Genomic DNA, 17,821 nt, shown 5'->3' on the forward strand with positions numbered 1-17,821 from the left:
TGCCGTGCCGGGTCCGGCTGCACCGGTCCCTGCCGTGCTGCGTCCGGCTGCACCGGTCCCTGCCGTGCTGCGTCCGGCTGCACCGGCCCTTGCCACACCGCGTCCCGCTGCACCGGCCCCTGCCGTGCCGCGTCCGGCCGCTCCGGACCCTCGTGTGCCGTTCCCGGCCTGACCGTTCCCCTGTCGTCGGACATGGCGCCGACTCTGCCACCGGGGGAGCCGGCCCGCCCAGGGATCCGTTCGATTCCCCGTCCCGACCACCGGGCTGACGTGCTCTCATCCGGCTCTCACGCGGGCCTTATCCCACCATCACGCGCCGCTCCTACCTTCGCGCCATGTTCTTCACCTACCTCCGGCGCGAGCTGCGCCGCCGCAGAAAGGCGGCGCTCGTCGTCGCCTCCGGGCTCGCGCTCGGGATCGCGCTGGTCATCGTCGTCAACTCCGTCTCCTCCGGCATGAAGGTCGCCCAGGGCAAGGTGCTCGAGTCCTTGTACGGGCTCGGTACGGACCTGACGGTGACCAAGGCCCAGGAGCAGCTCCAGGAGGGCGCGCGGCCGCAGCGGCCCCGGTTCGAGTTCGAGGGCCAGGGGGAGGGCGAGGAGAAGCAGAGCAGCGACCGCCTGATGGTCCAGGGCTTCCAGACCCTCGCGGACTCCACCGTCGCCACGGTCGCGAAGCAGCAGGGCGTCGACCGGGCGGTGGGCGGGCTGAGCCTCGTCAACCTCAAGATCGACGGCGAGTTCACGCGCGGCCGGATCCAGCGCGGCGAGCAGCAGCCCGGGCAGCAGGCCCAGCCCGCCCAGCCCGTTCAGCCGGGCGATGCCACAGGAGGAGGCTCGGGCGGTCCCGGCGACACGGTCACCGGCGGCGGCGCGGCCTTCGACGTCGACTCCTTCACGCTCTACGGCACCGATGTCACGGCCCCCGATCTCGGCCCCCTCACCACCTCCACCGTCTCCAAGGGCCGTACCTTCAAGATCACTGAGACCGACGCGAAGGTCGTCGTCCTCGACAGCGCCTACGCGCAGCAGGAGGGTCTCGCGGTCGGCGGGAAGCTGACGGTCAAGGGTGTGTCGTTCGAGATCATCGGGATCGCGACCGCCGACAGTGGCCAGTCCGCCGCCCAGGTCTACCTGCCCCTGAAGCAGGCGCAGACGCTCTCCGCCTCCACCGGCAAGATCACCACGATCTATGTGAAGGCCAACGACTCGACGAGGATCGAGGCGGTCAAGACCGCCATCCAGAAGAACGTCTCCGGTACCACCGTCACCACCTCGGCCGATCTCGCCCAGACGGTCTCCGGCTCCCTGGACACCGCCGCGAACCTCGCCTCCAGCATGGGCAGGTGGCTCTCGTACGCGGTGCTCCTCGCCGCCGTCCTCGTCGCCGGCCTGCTCACCTCCTCGGCGGTCGGCCGCCGCGTCCGCGAGTTCGGCACGCTCAAGGCGCTCGGCTGGACGAGTGGCCGGGTCACCCGCCAGGTCGTCGGCGAGGCCCTCGTCAACGGCGTCGTCGGCGGAGCCCTCGGTATCGCGATCGGCCTCGCCGGGGCGTACGCGGTCACCGCCGTCAGCCCGAACCTCACCGCCGAACTCGGCTCGAGCGTGGGCGGCTTCGGCGGTCGGGGCGGCGGCGGGGCGGTCTTCGGCGGCGCCGCGGGCGGCGGCCCCGGCGGAGCCCGTACGGCCGTCGGCAAGACCGTCGACATCGCCCTCACCGCCCCGGTCGGCGTCACCACGGTCGGTCTCGCCGTGCTCCTCGCGCTCGGCGGCGGTCTCGTCGCGGGCGGCTTCGGCGCGTGGCGCGCCTCGCGCCTGCGCCCCGCCGACGCGCTGCGCCGCGTCGAGTAGCCGAGCAGCCGGGCACGCGCGTGGTCGCGGGGCCGGGCAGCCAGGTACTCGCGTGGCCGAGCGCCCGCACCGCACCACCTCACACAGGAGTCGCACCATGTACGAACTCATCGGCGTCACCAAGCAGTACCGGCGCGGCCGGACCAGAGTCGACGCACTCGCCGGCGTCGACCTCGCGATCGGCCAGGGCGACCGGCTGGTCATCCAGGGCCCCACGGGCGGCGGCAAGTCCACTCTCCTCCAGATGCTCGGCGGCCTCGACCGCCCCACCTCCGGCAGCGTCCTCCTCGACGGCACCGACCTGGCGAAGCTCTCGGAGCGCCGGCTGACGGCCGTACGCGGTCAGAACATCGGCTTCGTCTTCCAGAGCTTCAACCTCATCCCCACCCTCACCGCCCTGGAGAACGTGGAGACCGCCCTGGTCCCGCTCGGCGTCAAGTCCGCCGACCGCCGCGACAGGGCGGCCGAGGCGCTGGAGTCGGTCGGGCTCGGCGAGCGCCTCGGGCATCTGCCGTCCGAGCTCTCCGGCGGTCAGCAGCAGCGCGTGGCCATCGCCCGCGCGCTGGTGAAGCGGCCGAAGGTGCTGCTCGCCGACGAACCGACGGGCAATCTCGACGAGTCGATGCGCGACGAGATCGTCGACCTGCTCGAAGGGCTCTGCGAGGAGCACGGGCTGACCTTCGTCATGGTCACCCACGACAGCGCCGTCGCCCGCCGCGCACCGCGCCTGGCCACGATCCGCAAGGGGCGGATCACGGTGAAGGAGAACCGCCCGGTCGGCTGAGAGGTCGAGTGGTCGGGTGGCTGAGACGGGGATCACTCCACCGTAACGGTGTTCGGCATTGTCGAACGCCGTTACGGTGTCCGGGCGTCAGGAGCCAGGATTCCGGCGCCAGCGGTCCGCAGTCCGCAGTCCGCAGTCCGCAGTCCGTAGTCCGCAGTGCGCAGTGCGCAGTCACGAGTCAGGAGAGCCGCGATGTTCACCTTCACCTCCCGGGACGGGATCGCCATCCACGTCCACACGTGGCTCCCCGAGGGGGACGCGCGGGGCGTCGTGCAGATCGCGCACGGCATGGGCGAGCACGCCGCCCGCTACGCCCCGCTCGCCGAGCACCTCACCGGCCTCGGCTTCGTCGTCTACGCGGGCGACCACCGCGGCCACGGACTCTCGATGCACGCGGGCGCGGGCCACTTCGGCGAGAACGGCTGGAACCTCCTCGTCGAGGACATCGCCGCCCTCACCCGGATCGCCCGCGACCGGCACCCCGGGGTGCCGGTGATCCTGCTCGGGCACAGCATGGGCTCCTTCGCCGCCCAGCAGTACCTCCTCGACCACGCCGCCCTCGTCGACGGAGTCGCCCTCTCCGGCACCACGGCCGTGGACGGGCTCCTCACCGGGCTCGCCGAGGCCGCCCGGCAGGCCGCGGAGGCGGGCGTCGAAGGAGGCGGGGTCTTCGACGCCTTCAACGCGGGCTTCGCGCCCAACCGTACGGAGGCGGACTGGCTCAGCCGCGACGAGAAGCAGGTCGACGCGTACCTCGCCGACCCGCTCTGCGGCTTCGCCGCCGACGACCGGGGGATGGCCGACATGGGCGCCGCCGCGGGCCGGCTCGCCGCACCCGAGGGCATCCCGGCGGGCCTGCCGGTCTACGTCCTCGTCGGCGACCACGACCCGCTCAACGCCCGCCTCGCCCTCTCCGACCTGCTGGTCGCCCGCTACCGCGAGGCCGGGCTCACCGACCTCACGTACCGCAGCTACGAGGGCGCCCGCCACGAGGTCCTCAACGAGACCAACCGGGACGAGGTCGTCGCCGACCTCACCGCCTGGATCGAACGCGTGGCGGGCTGACCCCTCTTCCCCTACTTCGCCTCACGGCTCCCTAGATGCGCACGCCGTGGCCGCGCAGATAGGCCAGCGGGTTGACGTCCGAGCCGAAGTACGGCGTGGTCCGCACCTCGAAGTGGAGGTGCGGACCCGTCACCCGCCCCGTCCTCCCGGACCGCGCGATCCGCTGACCCGCCGACACGCTCTGCCCGGGGGACACGTCGATCCGCGAGAGATGGGCGTACTGGCTGTAACGGCCGTCGGGATGGCGGATCACCACCTCGTAGCCGTACGAGCGGCTGTACTGGGCCGTCACGACGCGCCCCGGGCCGACCGAGCGGACCGTCGTACCGATCGGCACCGCGAAGTCCTGCCCCGTGTGGTAGCCCCGCGACCACGCACCCGGCTGGCCGTAGTACCCCGTGAAGACGTACGAGGAGACCGGCGCCGTCCAGCCCCGCGAGGACGGAGCGGTCGGGGCCGTGGGGCCGGTCGGCTTCGAGGTGTTCCCCGAGGTGCCCGTCCGCTGCTCGTACTTCGACTGGTGACTCGTCCAGTACCAGTGGCCGCGGTACTTGTACCAGTAGACGCGGTCCTGGGCGTCCCAGCCCTGCCGCCCCCGGAAGACGGGCTCGCCGGTACGGCCTCCGCCGGCCGCGGTCCGCTGCCCGCCGCTTCCGGAAGCGCTGCCGCGGTCGCCGCCGCCGGCCGTGCGCTGGACGTACGTGGAGTGGTGGCTGGTCCAGCGCCATTCGCCTGCCGCGTTCCGGAACCAGTACTTCGAGCCGTCCCAGCCGGCGTGCGCCGGGGCGGGTTCGGCGAGTGCCGCTCCGCTGCCGGCGCCCACCAGGGCGACCGCGCCGACGGTCGCGACGACGGCGCGGCGCACCCCGTGCAGGGTCGCGGCGCCGGAGCGCACGCCGTCCGTGCCCAGGCTCCGGGCGGCTGCGCCGCAGCCCGCGCAGGAGCAGTCCAGAGGTATCTCGTCGGTGAAACCGGGTGCGGCCAGTTCGAGTTCGAGTGCAGTGAGGTCGGGTGCGGTCGGTTCGGGTGCAGTGAGTTCGGGTGCGGTGAATCCGGGGGTGTTCACGATCCTCGTCACTCCTGATTCTGTGGGGCCGGCCCGCCACGCCGGGTGTAGAAGGCCACGGTCAAGTCCTTGACCAGGGCCTGGCGTTCGAAGTCGTCGAGTTCGACGAGTCCGCGTGTGGTCAGCCGGGTCACCGTGTCGTCCACGGCGTCGATCACGCCGGTCAGGACGGTGTCCCGGTGCTTGGCGTCGAGCGCCGCGATCTGCCGCCGCTGCATCGCGGCGGCCACCTCGGGGGCGTACTCGATACGCGTCGGCTGGGCGGAGAAGACCGCGATGCCGACCGGCCGGCACTCGGCCGCGAGCATGCAGGTGAGGGCGTCGCCGACCGCCTCGGCGTTCCGCAGGGTCGGCGCGCCACCCCGGAAGGCGTCGGCGGGCAGCTGGGAGAGGACCCGCGCGGCGGCCGCCTCCACCTGCTCCCGCAGATAGCCGAGATGGTCGTCGACGGCGAAGAGCGCCCGGGCGGTGTCCCGTACCGACCAGACCACCAGGACCACGACGCGCAGCGCCGAACCCTCGGCGTCGACGACGGAGATCGGTTCGCTGCGCCAGTGGCGCAGCCTGACGTCGATCCGGCGGCGCAGCACGAACGGGCTGATCCAGGCCAGGCCGGTGCGCCGCACGGTGCCGCGGTAGCGGCCGAAGAGCGACAGCACCCAGGCGGAGCCCGTGCGTCCGCGGGTCAGGCCGCCGAAGGCGACGACGGTGACGACGGCGCAGCCGGCGAGCGCGGCCCACTGCCAGGGCGGCAGTTGCGCGCCGCTCAGGGGGCGGGCCCGCCACAGCGTCGCCGCCGCCCCGGCGAGTGCGGTCAGGCCGGTGAGCACGGCGAGCCAGCCGGGGGCGGCGGGCCCGCGGCGCTCGACGAGGTCGGGGTCGGGGTCGGAGGGCGGCGGACGCCGGGAGACGGCGACCGCAGGGACGGTCTGTGGTGACTGCGGGGACTGTGGTGACTGAGGGGGCTGCGGGGAGTGTGCGGCCCGTGAGGCCCGTACGGACGCCGGCCGGCCGTGGGCCTGCTCGGCGGACTCGGCCGCTCGTACCGCTCCGGTCAGTCCGCTTGATTCGGTCAGTTCCGCCGCCTCCGGCCGGTCGTCGGGCCTGAGCAGGGTGCCGGTCGGTAGCGCGGGATCCGACCGGAAGAGGTCGTCCATCGGTATGCCGTCGGGGTGGCGACGCACTCGGACGGGCAGGGGCCGCTTCTGTGGCTCGGTCATGAGGCCCTTCCGGCCGTCGTCCGGAGATGACGGCACGTCGGATGATCTTCAAAGACCATCGTCACAGGGGTGAATGTCCGGAATGCCGCGACGAAAGTCCCGAATGTCCGGGACTTTGGTCCCTTGGCCAAGGCTTCACGGCGGGCTGATGTCAGTGGCGGCCCCTACCGTTTCCGTATGACGACGACGAGCGGTGGGGGAACGTTCGAGGCGGCGACGGGGGACGGCCCGCCGCTGCCCGCGGCCGAGGCCGAGCAGCGTTCGCGAGAGGTCCGGACGGCCCGGGACGGCCTGCTCCAGATCAGACGGCTGACGAACGGTCAGGGTGGCGACCCGAAGGCCGTCCCCGCCGAGTGGGAGCGCGGCAGACCGGTCCGCGCGGTGGCCCTGGCCCTGGAGTCCGGCGGGCTCACCCCCTCCTCCGTCGACGCCTCGGGCACGCGGGTCGACACCGGCTACCGGGTCCGGACGGGGGACAGGCCGGCGACGGCCGTGGTGGAGTGGCTGGGCCCGCCGGGCTCGGGGGCCGCCCAGGAGGAGGCGGAGGCACTCGCCGCGTGCATGGCCGCCCTCACCCGCCTGGGCTGGGACGCGCTCCTCTACCGGGGCCCGCGGGGCCGCCGCTTCCTGGAGGTGGAGCCCATGAATCCGTGACTGCGTGAAAATCCTGAGGGCAGCCGGTGACGGCGTGCCAGAATCCGGCGCATGGCGATCCGTTATCCCCAGCCCCTGCGCCCCGGCGACCGCATAGGTGTCACCTCTCCCTCCAGTGGGGTGTCGAAAGACCTGCGGGCGCGCCTCGACGTGGCGATCCGTGACGTGGAGGCACGGGGGTACGAGGTGGTGGTGGGCGACTGCATGGATGGCGACGGTCACCTCAGTGCGCCCGTCGCCGATCGCGCGGGCGAGCTGATGTCGATGCTGACCGACCCCGCCATCAGGGCCGTCGTGCCGCCGTGGGGCGGCGAGACCGCGATCGACCTGCTGCCGCACCTCGACTGGGACCGGCTGCGGGACGCGGAGCCGACCTGGCTCGTCGGGTTCTCCGACATGGCGACCGTCATGACCCCGCTGACGCTCCTCACCGGGACGGCGACCCTGCACGGCAACAACCTCATGGACACGCCCTACCGTGCGCCGGACGGGCTCCTGTCCTGGCTCGACATCGTCACCGCCCCCCGAGGGCACCGGTTCACGCAGGTCCCGCCGAACCGCCACCGAACCGACGGATGGGACGACTACGCGGTCCACCCCGAGGTGCGCGAGTTCACGCTCGACACCCCAGGGCGGTGGACCCGGCTGGACGGCGACGGGGACGTGGACGTCGAGGGGCGCCTCATCGGGGGCTGCATCGAGATGCTGTGCAACCTCGCGGGAACGCCCTACCTGGACGCCTCGGGTTTCGCCCGGGCCGAGGCCCCCGAGGGGCTCCTCGTCTACGTCGAGGCGGGCGGCGACGACTCCTTCGCCATCTGCAGGTACCTGCACGGGATGCGGCTGGCGGGCTTCTTCGACCAGGCGAACGCCGTCCTCGTCGGCCGGACCTCGGCACCCGGCCACGAGTCGCTCGGCCAGCACGAGGCCGTGCTCGACGCCCTCGCGCCGCTGAACGTGCCGATCATCGGCGACGTCGAGTGCGGGCACGTGGCGCCCTACCTGCCGATCGTCAACGGAGCGCGCGGCCGCGTCGTCCACACGGCGACGCACAGCGAACTGACCCAGACTCTGGACTGACGCCGGACCGACGGGCTCGGCCCGACGCAGAGAGGACGCGACCCGATGGGGGCCGCGTCCTCTCGTACGGACGACGATCGACAGGCGATCGTGCGGGGCGATCGTCAGGCGATGGAAGGCGTTCGTCAGGCGATCGAGGCGGAGACGATCGCCGAGACCGCGAGGTTGCAGGAGGCCGTCACCCACACCGCCGGGTGCGGCTCGGGGTCGACGAGCGTCGCGCCGAGCTTGCCCGGCGTCACCAGGTCCAGGACGAGGAAGGCGACCGCCATCATCACGAGGCCGAGCAGGCCGAACGCGGCAGTGGAGACGAGGCCCTTGCCGAAGTTGTCGTACGTGGTCCAGATCGAGGTGAAGACGATGCCGCCTATGCCGAGGAGCGCCGAGCTCAGCAGGATCGCGGCGTTGCGGTTGCGCTCTTCCCAGATCTGCCGGCCGAGCTTCCCCGGCGTCAGCAGATCCACGAGCACGATGCCGAGGATCAGCAGGACCACGCCGAGGGCGCCGTAGGCACCTGCGCGGCCCAGGCCGTTGACGATGTCGCTCATGGGATGCCGGCTCCGAAGGGTTGCGATCGCGGGGGATCGGTGGTCAAGGACCGGCAAAATGTAGCGCACAGGTCAAGCGCCCCCGCCGCCCGCCCGGGAATCGGGCGGACGGCGGGAGCGCGGTGGGGGTGTGGAGAGGCGGCGGGCAGCGGCGACGGGCCGCTCCGTCAGGCCCCCGGAGGCAGGTTCCCGGCGCGCGAGCGGATCATGAAGGCGGTGGCCGCCTCGACCAGGCCGACCATGATCAGCCAGATCCCGGCGAGGACGGTGAGCACCTCCGCCGACTCCAGCGGCGACACGATGAGCACCACACCGGCCACCGCGCTCACGATGCCGAGGAAGATCTGCCAGCCTCGGGCCGGCATCGTGGGGTCGGAGGCCGCGGCCACCGTCTGCGTGATGCCCCGGAAGAGCCAGCCGATGCCGATCCAGAGCGCGAGCAGCAGGGTCGACTGCATCGCGCCCCGGAAGCAGAACAGGCCGAGCAGGATCGAGAGCGCGCCGCTGATGAACGCCATGACCCGCAGCGCGGTCGTCGCATGCGTACCGAAGGCCGTGACCAGCTGCATCACGCCGCTGAAGAGCAGATAGAGGCCGAAGAGCACCCCTGCCACGCGCAGGGAGGCATCGGGCCAGACGAGCACCATGATGCCCAGGACCACCGAGACGAGCCCGGCCACGAGCAGTGCCTGCCAGGCCGCGCCCGCCAGGACGCCGAGTGGACCGGGCGGTACGTCGTTCCGGGTGGGTCCGTCATGAGTCTGTGTCATGGAACCATCGCTCCCTTTCCGTTCGGGGTCGCCGGGGCCGCCGCAGTCGACGGGGTCGCCGGGGTCATCGGGCCGCCGCCGCGTAGCCGCTCAGGAACAGCGCCTCGGCCAGCGCCATGTGCTCGATCTCCGAGGGGTCCACGCTCTCGTTGGGCGCGTGGATGAGGCAGCCGGGCTCCTCGACGCCGATCAGCGCGATCTCCGCCTCCGGGAAACGGTCGGCCAGGACGTTGCACAGCGGGATCGACCCGCCCTGCCCGGACTCGACCATCTCCTTCCCGTACGCCTCGCGCAGCGCCGACGCCAGGGCCCCGTAGGCCGGGCCGTCGGTGCGCGCCCGGAAGGGCTGCCCGGCGCTCTCCGGCTCCACGTCGACGCGGGCGCCCCAGGGCGCCATCGCGGTGAGATGGTCGGTGAGCGCGCGGAGCGCGTCGTCCGAGTCGATGCCCGGCGGGACCCGCAGGCTGACCCTGGCCCGTACCTTCGCCTGGACCGCGGCCGAGGAGCCCACCACCGGCGGGCAGTCGATGCCGAGGACGGTGACGGCGGGCCGGGCCCAGAGCTCGTCGGCGACCGAACCCGTACCGACGAGGGACACGCCGTCCAGGACGCCCACGTCGGTGCGGAACTGCTCGACCGGGTAGTCCACGCCGTCCCAGGAGCCGTCGCCCGGCAGTCCCTTGATCGCGGTGTTGCCGTCCGCGTCGCGCAGGCTGTCGAGGATCCGTACGAGCGCGGCCAGCGCGTCGGGCGCGGGGCCGCCGAACATGCCCGAGTGCATCTCGCCCTTGAGCGTGGAGACGGTGACCACGACATTGGTCAGCCCCCGCAGCGAGGTGGTCGCGGTGGGCAGTCCGAGCGCGAAGTTGCCGGTGTCGCAGATCAGCAGGGCGTCGGCGGCGAAGAGGTCGGGCTGGAGCGGCACCAGCTGCTCCATGCCGCCCGTGCCCTGCTCCTCCGAGCCCTCCGCCACGAACTTGATGTTCACGGGGAAGCCCTTGCCCTCCGGCCCGCCCAGCGCGCGCAGGGCCGTCAGGTGCATGGCGATGTTGCCCTTGCAGTCGGCGGAGCCCCGCCCGTACCAGCGCCCGTCGCGCTCGCTGAGCTCGAAGGGCGGTGTCCGCCAGGCCGCGTCGTCCAGCGGGGGCTGGACGTCGTAGTGGCAGTAGAGCAGCACCGTGGGCGCCCCCTCGGGGCCGGGCGCGTGGCCGACGACCGCGTCCGTGCCGTCCGGGGTCGTCACCCGCCGCATGTCACGGAGCCCGGCCTCGGTGAAGGCCCGGACGAGGAAGTCGGCGGTCTTCGCGCACTCCTCGGGCGGGAACTGCCGGGGGTCCGCGACGGAGCGCATCGCCACCAGCTCGGTGAGGTCCTCCTTCGCCCGGGGCATCAGCGCCCGGACCTTCTCCCGCAGGGCTGCGGTCTCGGGGGACTCGGCGGTCATGCGTACCCACTTTCATCGGGACGGCCACAGCACCCTCACTTAAGCAATGGAGGACAAACGCCGCAAAAGATGACTCCGATGGAGCAGAGGACGGCGGTCCCGGGCGGCGCGGCCCGGGGAGCGGGCCGAGAGTGGACGGCGTACGAGTCCGCGCCCCCGACGTTACGGAGACCCCCTCATGGCCGACCTCAACCGACGCGACCTCGGGCTGCTCGTGCTGCGGGTCGGCACCGGCGCCGTACTCGCCGCCCACGGCGCGCAGAAGCTCTTCGGCTGGTTCGGCGGTGGTGGCATCGAGGGCACCGCCAAGGGCATGGAGGCGATGGGCTTCTCACCCGGCCGGGAGAGCGCGATCGCCGCCGGTCTCGGCGAGGCGGGCGGCGGTGTCCTCCTCGCCCTCGGCCTCGCCACCCCGGCCGCCGGCGCCGCCGCGGCCGGCGCCATGACGGGAGCCGTCGCCGTCCACGCCCCGGCCGGCTTCTTCGCGCAGGGCGGTGGGTACGAGTACCCGGCCTTCCTCGGCTTCACCGCCGCGGCGATCGGGATCGCGGGCGCCGGACGGTACTCCCTGGACCACGCCACCTGCCACGTCCTCGACCGGCCGTGGGTGGTGGCGACCGCCTTCATCGGCACCGCGCTCGCGGCGGCGGCCGTGGTGGGCCGCCGAGCCCAGGACCAGGCGTCCCCGTCGAACGGCGAGTCGGCGGACACCGAACCGGCCGACGCCGCACCGGGCGAGGAGCGTTAGGCTCGCCGCAGAGGAAGGGACGGCGCCGCGCATGAAGATCGATCTGACGGACACCAACTCCAGCGAGATCAACAAGGCGATCCTGGAGGGCCGGCGGGCCGTCGGCACACCCGCCGTCGGCGTCGTGCTCACCCTCCTCGTCGTCACCGACGAGGAACACGCCTACGACGCGGTCAAGGCCGCCAAGGAAGCCTCCCGGGAGCATCCCTCCCGGACCCTCGTCGTCATCAAGCGCCATGCCCGCACCCCCCGCGAGCGGCACGAGACCCGGCTCGACGCCGAGGTCAGGCTCGGGTCCGACGCCGGCGCGGGCGAGACGGTCCTGCTCCGCTTCCACGGCGAACTCGCCGCCCGCGCCGACTCCGTGGTCCTGCCGCTGCTCCTGCCGGACGCGCCCGTCGTCGTCTGGTGGCCCGTCGACGCCCCGGAGGTCCCCTCCCGGGACCCGCTGGGCGCCCTCGCGCAGCGCCGCATCACCGACATGTACGCGGTCGAGGACCCGCTCGCCGCACTGGAGGCCCGGGCCGCCTCGTACGCCCCCGGCGACACGGACCTCGCCTGGACCCGGCTCACCCCGTGGCGTTCGATGCTGGCCGCCTCGCTCGACCAGGCCCGGGCGACCGTGACCTCGGCCGCCGTCGAGAGCGAGGCGGAGAACCCCAGCGCCGAGCTCCTCGCCCGCTGGTTCGAGGTCCGGCTCGGCGTCCCCGTCGACCGGATCGTCACCGACGGCCCGGTCGTCACGGCCGTCCGCATGGGCACGCCCGACGGGGAGATCCGCATCGACCGGCCGGAGGGCCCGGTGGCCCGGCTCGCCATCCCCGGCCAGCCCAGCCGGGTCCTCGCCCTCAAGGTCCGGACGACCGCCGAGCTGATCGCCGAGGAACTGCGCCGTCTCGACCCCGACGAGGCCTACGCGGCCGCTCTGCGCGGCCGCGTGTGACGTACTCCGTACGTCGACCTCGTCGGCTCAGCCCTCCGGAGTGAAGGCCACCGGCAGCGTCGCCATGCCCCGCAGGATGCCCTCGCGCCGTGAGAGATCCGCGTCCGGGTCCGCGAGCCGCAGATCCGGGAAGCGGCGGAGCAGGGTGCCGATGGCGATCCGGGCCTCGGCCCTGGCCAGCGGGGCACCCAGGCAGAAATGCACACCGTGGCCGAAAGCGAGCTGTTGTGGGACCTCGCGGCGTGCGATGTCGAGGATGTCGGCGCGGTCGTAGCGGGCCGGGTCGCGGTTGGCCGCGGCGAGCCCGATGATGATCATCTCGCCCGCCGGGACGGTCACCCCGCCGATCTCGTAGTCGTCCACGGTGAAGCGCGCGACACCCCGGCTCACGGGGCCCTCGTAGCGCAGCAGTTCCTCGATCGCGCCGGGGAGCAGCGAGGGGTCGTCGCGGAGCGCGGCGAACTGCTCCGGGTGGCGCAGGAGCGCGTGGACGCCGTTGGCGATGAGGCTCGCCGTCGTCTCGTGGCCGGCCAGCGTGAGCAGGATCGTCATGGCCGTCAGCTCGCGGTCGCTGATCCGCTCCTCGGCCTGCGCGGCACACAGCGCGCTCAGCAGGTCGTCCTTCGGGTCGGCCTTGCGCTGGGCGATCAACGGCAGGAAGAACTCGGCGAGTTCGGCCCGGGCCTGTGCCCCCTTGGCGAGGCGCTCGGGTGTGTTGGGCGGCATGATGAGGCCGACCGCGAGGCGGGCGAAGTCGGGCTGTCCCTCGGCCGGGATGCCGATGAGTTCGCTGAGTACGGCCATGGGCAGCGGGAGCGCGAACTCGGAGACGAGATCGGCGGATCCGCGGGTCGCGAAGGCGTCGATGAAGGCGTCGGTGTGTGCCTGGACGCGGGGCGCCATCTGCTCCACGCGACGGAAGGTGAAGGCCTTCGAGACGAGGTTGCGCAGCCGCGTGTGGTCCTCGCCGTTGGCGACGAGCATGCTGGCCATCAGGACGTTGGTGCGCTCCTGATGGGCCATCTCCTCCTCAAGTCCGTTGACCCCGACCGGGCTACTGCTGAGCCGGGGGTCGGTGAGCGCCGCCACCGCCTCGTCGTAGCCGGTGACCATCCAGACTTCAAGGGTGGGATTCAGCCGGACACGCTGGACGACTCCGTGTTCGCGGATGCGCTCGAAGAGGGGGTAGGGGTTGGGCTGTTGGGCGACGTTTACCGGGACATCGTGAACTATCGTCTGGTCTTGGCCGGTCATCTTCCGTAACTCCCCGAAGATTTGTGAAGGATCTCTGGCAGGTAGTCATACCAGCCACCTCAGTTGCGTGGTAGCGTCACCGGCGCTCGGCTCGAATGATGTACGGGGAAGGACCGGCGAACCGCCGGTGACACACCAGCGAGGCGCTCCGCCCACCGGCGGATCGGCGTCTCGCACAGCTCGACTCGTCAGCAGTCAAGGCCTCAACCAGGCCCTATGCGAAGGGGGAGATGTTTCGTGGAGCAAGCGACAGGCGTGGACCCGATCCTGGACCTGATCCGTCCGTCGAACCTGCGGAACCCCTACCCCGCGTATGCCCGGATGAGGGAGTCCGCCCCCGTCTACTGGCACGAACTGCTCGGTTCCTGGGTGCTCACCCGGCACGCCGACTGCCTCGCCGTACTCACCGACAGTCACCGCTTCGCCTCCGACTGGCGCCGCGCCGGGGAGGACATCCCCGCGCCGCTGCTGAGCGTGCAGACCCTCGACCCGCCGGAGCACACGGCGATCCGGCATCTGCTCCTCGACGGCTTCCGGGCCCAGGACCGACGGGCGTTGCACGACGGTCTGGACCTCCAGATCGACGACCTGCTCGCGGAGTTGGCCGAGCGGCCCTCGTTCGACTTCGTCGGAGAGCTGGCCGAACCGGTCGCGCTGCGCTTCGTCACCGCCTTCCTCGGCGTCCCGGCGCCCGAGCTCGACTGGTTCGTGCCCATGTCCCGTACCGTCGTCGACGGCATGGACGCCGGCCTGTGGCCGGAGAAGCACGAGCCCGCCGTCGCGGCGCGGGCACGGCTCGCCGAGTACGCCGGCGGGTGGCTCGCGGACCCGCCGAAGGAAGGGCTCATCGCCTACGTCGCCGAACACGCGGCGGACAGTGGCGTAGAGGAAACGATTCTTCGGAACAGTCTGCGCGCGGTCCTGCACGCCGGCTACGAATCCGCCTCACGGCTCCTCGGCAACGCCGCGGCGGCCCTGCTCACCACCCCCGGCGCGATGGCCGCCTTCCCGGCGACCCCGGCCTCCGCCGTGGACGAACTCATCCGGTACGACGCACCCGTCCAGGCGGACGCCCGGGTCTGCGTCACCGATACCGAACTGGGTGGCGTCACGATGAGAGCGGGTGATCCGGTCACGCTCTTCCTGGGCGCGGCCAACCACGACCCGCTCCGCTTCGACCACCCCACAGAGCTGCGACTCGACCGCGCCCCGAACCCACACCTCGGGTTCGGACGCGGGGCCCATGCCTGTCTGGGCGCGTCCATGGCGATCCGGCTTGCCGGATCGGTCCTCGGGGCCCTGGCCAGGGACTACCCGGACGCACGGGGAGTCGCGGAACCGGAACACCGGCGCAATCTGACCCTCCGCGGTCTCGACCGCTTCGAGGTCACTCTGCGCCCGAGAGCGGGGGAGGGGGTACGACCATGAAGTACTGGCACTGAAACCAGTGAGCGGGGCGCCCGTCCGGGAGGCGCGCGCCACGCCTCGTGCACGACCGTGCACGACCTGAAGCCCGAGCCTGTTGTACGGCTCGGGCTTCAGCCCTGTCCGGAGCGGGACGGACGACGGACGCGGAGGGATCCGGACCCGGACCCGGGCGGAATCGAACCGGACCCGGACCCGGGCGGAACCGAACCGGAGCCGAACCCGGTCGGACCGACCGGACCCCGGACGGGTCATCGGCGTCAGCCGCGCAGCCTTCCCGGCAGCCAGCGGAGCTGGGCGGCCTGCTGGAAGGAGCCGCCGCCCTCGTGGTCGTTGAAGTCGTAGACCTCGATCTCCTTGTCGTCCTCCGCGTACGCGTTGAAGGCCGCGAACACCGTGGACGGCGGGCACGTCTGGTCCTCGAGGGCCGTCGAGAACAGCGCCGGCGCGGTGGCGCGGGCGGCGAAGTGGACCCCGTCGAAGTACGCCAGGGTGTCCCGCGCCCGCTGGACGCGGCCCCGGTGGGCCTTGAGGTAGTTGCCGATCTCGCGGTACGGCATGCGGTCCGTGAGGGTCGTCGCGCGCGGGAAGTCGCAGAGGAACGGCACGTCGGGGGCGACGGCCACCAGGTCCCGTACGAGCCCGGCCACCGCGAGGGTGATGCCGCCGCCCTGGCTTCCGCCGGTCACCGCCGTGCGGCCGGCGTCCACCAGCGGGTGCGAGCGCGCCGCCTCCACGGCGCGGACCGCGTCCGTGAAGAGCCGCCGGTAGTAGTAGGTGTCCGGATTCTCGATGCCCCGGGTCATGAATCCGGGGGCGGCGGGCGCGCTGCCGACCGGGTCGGGGGTGTCGCCGGTGGCCCACCCGCTGCCCTGCCCCCGGGTGTCCATCACGAAGTGCCCGAACCCGGCGGAGGCCCAGAGCAGATGCGTGTGCGGCAGCCCGCGCCCGCCTCCGTAGCCGAGGAACTCGACGACCACGGGCAGCGGTTCCGAGATGCCCGCGGGCAGCGCGAACCAGCCCTTGACCGGCTGGCCGTCGAACCCGGCGAACGTCACGTCGTACGTCTCCACCGTGGCGAGCCCCGTGGCGACGCGCTCGAAGCGCGCGTCGAGCGGGTGCGCGCGCGTCTCGGCGAGGGTCTTCGCCCAGAAGGCGTCGAAGTCCTCCGGCTCCACGGACGCGCTGCGGTACGTCCGGAGTTGGTCGATGGGCAGGTCGAACTGGCTCATGGAAACCGCCTGGTGAGTGAGGGTCGCGTTCGAAATCTCGACCGGTCACTCCGGTCCTCCCCACCCTAGTAGGACCCCTCGGCCGATTCATATACGTGAATCGGTCGAGGTGCCATCCAGCGGCGCCGCACCGACACATCACACGGAGCGCGCCACGAGAACGCCCCCGGGGCAGTCCCCGTGGCATCCTCGGACGATGCCCCACCGCGTCCGGCTGCGGGCCTTCGTCGTCCTGCGCGGAGGAACACCATGCTCATCAGCCACACCGTTCGCCACCACGTCCTGCACGTGGCGCTCCACCGCGACCTGGACGTCACCAACAGGGCCGCGGCCGCCCTTCAGATCCAGGCTCTGGTCCAGACCCACCGCCCGACCCGGGTGGTCATCGCACTCCCGGCAGCCGACCCCACCCCGGCCACCCTCAGCGCCCTCGCCCGCGCCCACCGCATGTGCGGAAGCCTCGGCATCCCCCTCACCCTGACGGGCGCGAGCACCCGCACGAGCCGCCTCCTGGAGGCGAACACGCCTTAGGGGCCGCGGAGAATTCGCATGCGGCGGCACCGGCCGTCTGCTGAGCATGCGTCGCTGTGGAGATCGACGACTCACTCGTCCGCCGCGCTGTCGACCATGTGTGGTGCCCCGAGGATCCCCAGCGCTCCGGCCGAACGGTCGGAGCGCTGGGGAAAGCCGCCTGACCGTGAACCGAACGGGGGCTAGGCTCGCACCGTGACTGCTGTATGGGAACCCACGACGGCGGGCGTGCTGCGACTGCCCTCAGGCCGGCTCGTCCGCGGCCGGGGACTGAACTGGCCGCTCCCGCAGGGCCCGCAGCCCACCTTCGCGCTCTACCTGCTGGGCCACCGGCCACCACCGGTCGCCTGGGAAAGCCGCTGGCTGCGCTGGCCCGACTTCCGGCTGCCGTCCGACCGCGCCACAACCGCCGAAGCGTTGCGCGAGGCATGGGAGCGTGCCGAGAGCGAACGTGTCGAGATCGCCTGCGCCGGTGGACGCGGACGAACCGGCACCGCACTCGCATGCCTCGCCGTGCTCGACGGAGTACCCAGCCGCGAGGCCGTCGCCTACGTCCGGGAGCATTACGCTCCGCGCGCCGTGGAGACACCCTGGCAACGCCGTTACGTCACCCGCTTCCCGTAGCGGCATCGCTCATCCGTCACAGACACCACCCGACGTGACCGACAGGCGGTAGGCGGAGCCCGAGGTGAGCTCGGGGCCGGGTTCGTGTTCCTCGAAGGAGAGGTTCTCGGCGGTCAGGAAGTAGACGTCCAGCTGGGCCGACTCCCCGCCTTCGGTACGCGAGAAGCACAGGCCCTCCGGCTTCCCGGGCGGCGGAGGAGTGGGGTTCGAGGGCGCCTTCCAGCCGTCGCGCTCCGCCGCCGTCCGGTAGTGCCGGAGCACTTCGGCCCGGGTGCCGGGGAACGCGTACGTCCGGTCGGCGTACACCATGACGTCTCCGCTGTCCGCCCAGCATCCGGCGTCGACGTTCTCGTAGTGCACGGGGCTGGTGGCCCCCACGGGCCGGGAGTCGAGGATCGCGAGCGACTCCAGTTCCTTCACACGCCCTTCGGTGCCCTCGCAGTCCTTGAGCAGGTCGAGCGCGGCCGAGCAGCCGGTGAGGCCCCCGACCCCCAGCACCGCCGACAACAGCAGAGCGGTCGGGCGGATCCGTATCGGCAACGTCGGCTCCCGGGTGAACGTCGAGGTGGGTGAGTGGCGCACG

Annotated in this window: 18 protein-coding genes and 1 pseudogene; 10 read left to right on the forward strand and 9 right to left on the reverse strand. The window is 72.3% G+C overall.

Annotated elements, in window-relative coordinates:
• Positions 1-194 (reverse strand): annotated as a pseudogene (locus SGA01_RS41550) (hypothetical protein); the annotation flags it as partial.
• A gap of 141 nt (positions 195-335) precedes the next feature.
• Between SGA01_RS41550 and SGA01_RS05290 the strand changes: the two are divergent.
• From SGA01_RS05290 to SGA01_RS05300, 3 genes are all read left to right on the forward strand, one after another.
• Positions 336-1,850: an ABC transporter permease gene (locus SGA01_RS05290; RefSeq protein ID WP_141293813.1), complete on the forward strand. Its 1,515-nt coding sequence runs from the start codon at positions 336-338 to the stop codon at positions 1,848-1,850.
• Positions 1,851-1,947: 97 nt separating this feature from the next.
• Entirely contained in the window at positions 1,948-2,634 is a 687-nt protein-coding gene (locus SGA01_RS05295) for an ABC transporter ATP-binding protein (protein ID WP_141293815.1), read from the forward strand.
• Between the two features lie 192 nt (positions 2,635-2,826).
• Positions 2,827-3,699, forward strand: a complete 873-nt coding sequence (locus SGA01_RS05300; RefSeq protein ID WP_141293817.1) for an alpha/beta fold hydrolase — start codon at positions 2,827-2,829, stop codon at positions 3,697-3,699.
• Between the two features lie 31 nt (positions 3,700-3,730).
• Here the strand turns inward: SGA01_RS05300 and SGA01_RS42555 are convergent, their stop codons facing one another.
• Both SGA01_RS42555 and SGA01_RS05310 read right to left on the reverse strand, forming a co-directional pair.
• Positions 3,731-4,765 (reverse strand): M23 family metallopeptidase, encoded by a 1,035-nt coding sequence (locus tag SGA01_RS42555; protein WP_304364576.1) that lies wholly within the window; start codon positions 4,763-4,765, stop codon positions 3,731-3,733.
• Positions 4,766-4,773: 8 nt separating this feature from the next.
• The gene (locus tag SGA01_RS05310) at positions 4,774-5,985 is read right to left on the reverse strand and encodes an SPFH domain-containing protein (protein WP_141293821.1); all 1,212 of its coding nucleotides are present in this window, start codon (positions 5,983-5,985) and stop codon (positions 4,774-4,776) included.
• A gap of 177 nt (positions 5,986-6,162) precedes the next feature.
• Between SGA01_RS05310 and SGA01_RS05315 the strand changes: the two genes are divergently transcribed.
• Together SGA01_RS05315 and SGA01_RS05320 are read left to right on the forward strand one after the other, a co-directional pair.
• Positions 6,163-6,639: a hypothetical protein gene (locus SGA01_RS05315; RefSeq protein ID WP_141293823.1), complete on the forward strand. Its 477-nt coding sequence runs from the start codon at positions 6,163-6,165 to the stop codon at positions 6,637-6,639.
• 51 nt (positions 6,640-6,690) lie between these two features.
• The gene (locus SGA01_RS05320) at positions 6,691-7,719 is read left to right on the forward strand and encodes a S66 family peptidase (RefSeq protein ID WP_141293825.1); all 1,029 of its coding nucleotides are present in this window, start codon (positions 6,691-6,693) and stop codon (positions 7,717-7,719) included.
• Positions 7,720-7,844: 125 nt separating this feature from the next.
• Here SGA01_RS05320 and SGA01_RS05325 read toward each other — a convergent pair whose 3' ends face one another.
• The 3 genes from SGA01_RS05325 to SGA01_RS05335 form a co-directional block, all read right to left on the reverse strand.
• Positions 7,845-8,267 (reverse strand): DUF350 domain-containing protein, encoded by a 423-nt coding sequence (locus SGA01_RS05325; RefSeq protein ID WP_055640239.1) that lies wholly within the window; start codon positions 8,265-8,267, stop codon positions 7,845-7,847.
• 167 nt (positions 8,268-8,434) lie between these two features.
• On the reverse strand, positions 8,435-9,037 hold the full coding sequence (locus SGA01_RS05330; protein ID WP_141293827.1) for an HdeD family acid-resistance protein: 603 nt from the start codon (positions 9,035-9,037) through the stop codon (positions 8,435-8,437).
• Positions 9,038-9,101: 64 nt separating this feature from the next.
• Positions 9,102-10,481, reverse strand: a complete 1,380-nt coding sequence (locus SGA01_RS05335; RefSeq protein ID WP_141293829.1) for a dipeptidase — start codon at positions 10,479-10,481, stop codon at positions 9,102-9,104.
• Positions 10,482-10,659: 178 nt separating this feature from the next.
• On the opposite strand from SGA01_RS05335, the gene SGA01_RS05340 reads away from it, so the two are divergent.
• Entirely contained in the window at positions 10,660-11,229 is a 570-nt protein-coding gene (locus SGA01_RS05340) for a DoxX family membrane protein (protein ID WP_141293831.1), read from the forward strand.
• A 31-nt stretch (positions 11,230-11,260) separates the two neighbouring features.
• Positions 11,261-12,172: a glucose-6-phosphate dehydrogenase assembly protein OpcA gene (opcA, locus tag SGA01_RS05345; RefSeq protein WP_141293833.1), complete on the forward strand. Its 912-nt coding sequence runs from the start codon at positions 11,261-11,263 to the stop codon at positions 12,170-12,172.
• A 27-nt stretch (positions 12,173-12,199) separates the two neighbouring features.
• Here the strand turns inward: opcA and SGA01_RS05350 are convergent, their stop codons facing one another.
• Positions 12,200-13,426: a cytochrome P450 family protein gene (locus SGA01_RS05350; RefSeq protein WP_141293835.1), complete on the reverse strand. Its 1,227-nt coding sequence runs from the start codon at positions 13,424-13,426 to the stop codon at positions 12,200-12,202.
• Between the two features lie 237 nt (positions 13,427-13,663).
• Here SGA01_RS05350 and SGA01_RS05355 point away from each other — a divergent pair, with 237 nt between their 5' ends.
• On the forward strand, positions 13,664-14,854 hold the full coding sequence (locus tag SGA01_RS05355; protein WP_167534015.1) for a cytochrome P450: 1,191 nt from the start codon (positions 13,664-13,666) through the stop codon (positions 14,852-14,854).
• 257 nt (positions 14,855-15,111) lie between these two features.
• On the opposite strand, the gene SGA01_RS05360 is transcribed toward SGA01_RS05355, so the two are convergent.
• Entirely contained in the window at positions 15,112-16,083 is a 972-nt protein-coding gene (locus SGA01_RS05360; RefSeq protein WP_141293839.1) for an acetylxylan esterase, read from the reverse strand.
• A 249-nt stretch (positions 16,084-16,332) separates the two neighbouring features.
• Here SGA01_RS05360 and SGA01_RS05365 point away from each other — a divergent pair, with 249 nt between their 5' ends.
• Positions 16,333-16,614: a hypothetical protein gene (locus SGA01_RS05365; RefSeq protein WP_055640231.1), complete on the forward strand. Its 282-nt coding sequence runs from the start codon at positions 16,333-16,335 to the stop codon at positions 16,612-16,614.
• A 195-nt stretch (positions 16,615-16,809) separates the two neighbouring features.
• The gene (locus SGA01_RS05370; protein ID WP_141293841.1) at positions 16,810-17,238 is read left to right on the forward strand and encodes a protein-tyrosine phosphatase family protein; all 429 of its coding nucleotides are present in this window, start codon (positions 16,810-16,812) and stop codon (positions 17,236-17,238) included.
• A gap of 9 nt (positions 17,239-17,247) precedes the next feature.
• On the opposite strand, the gene SGA01_RS05375 is transcribed toward SGA01_RS05370, so the two are convergent.
• On the reverse strand, positions 17,248-17,778 hold the full coding sequence (locus SGA01_RS05375) for a hypothetical protein (RefSeq protein ID WP_141293843.1): 531 nt from the start codon (positions 17,776-17,778) through the stop codon (positions 17,248-17,250).
• Positions 17,779-17,821 lie beyond the last annotated feature (43 nt).

The sequence above is a fragment of the Streptomyces gardneri genome (genome assembly GCF_006539185.1).
Lineage (GTDB): Bacteria > Actinomycetota > Actinomycetes > Streptomycetales > Streptomycetaceae > Streptomyces > Streptomyces gardneri.

Excerpts from the sequence above, each read along its gene's own strand:
- SGA01_RS05350 (WP_141293835.1), bottom strand. The coding sequence starts at position 13,426 with ATGACCGGCCAAGACCAGACGATAGTTCACGATGTCCCGGTAAACGTC.
- SGA01_RS05315 (WP_141293823.1), top strand. The coding sequence starts at position 6,163 with ATGACGACGACGAGCGGTGGGGGAACGTTCGAGGCGGCGACGGGGGAC.
- SGA01_RS05335 (WP_141293829.1), bottom strand. The coding sequence starts at position 10,481 with ATGACCGCCGAGTCCCCCGAGACCGCAGCCCTGCGGGAGAAGGTCCGG.
- SGA01_RS05330 (WP_141293827.1), bottom strand. The coding sequence starts at position 9,037 with ATGACACAGACTCATGACGGACCCACCCGGAACGACGTACCGCCCGGT.
- SGA01_RS05290 (WP_141293813.1), top strand. The coding sequence starts at position 336 with ATGTTCTTCACCTACCTCCGGCGCGAGCTGCGCCGCCGCAGAAAGGCG.
- SGA01_RS05310 (WP_141293821.1), bottom strand. The coding sequence starts at position 5,985 with ATGACCGAGCCACAGAAGCGGCCCCTGCCCGTCCGAGTGCGTCGCCAC.
- opcA (WP_141293833.1), top strand. The coding sequence starts at position 11,261 with ATGAAGATCGATCTGACGGACACCAACTCCAGCGAGATCAACAAGGCG.
- SGA01_RS05325 (WP_055640239.1), bottom strand. The coding sequence starts at position 8,267 with ATGAGCGACATCGTCAACGGCCTGGGCCGCGCAGGTGCCTACGGCGCC.
- SGA01_RS05340 (WP_141293831.1), top strand. The coding sequence starts at position 10,660 with ATGGCCGACCTCAACCGACGCGACCTCGGGCTGCTCGTGCTGCGGGTC.
- SGA01_RS05300 (WP_141293817.1), top strand. The coding sequence starts at position 2,827 with ATGTTCACCTTCACCTCCCGGGACGGGATCGCCATCCACGTCCACACG.
- SGA01_RS05320 (WP_141293825.1), top strand. The coding sequence starts at position 6,691 with ATGGCGATCCGTTATCCCCAGCCCCTGCGCCCCGGCGACCGCATAGGT.
- SGA01_RS05295 (WP_141293815.1), top strand. The coding sequence starts at position 1,948 with ATGTACGAACTCATCGGCGTCACCAAGCAGTACCGGCGCGGCCGGACC.
- SGA01_RS05360 (WP_141293839.1), bottom strand. The coding sequence starts at position 16,083 with ATGAGCCAGTTCGACCTGCCCATCGACCAACTCCGGACGTACCGCAGC.
- SGA01_RS05365 (WP_055640231.1), top strand. The coding sequence starts at position 16,333 with ATGCTCATCAGCCACACCGTTCGCCACCACGTCCTGCACGTGGCGCTC.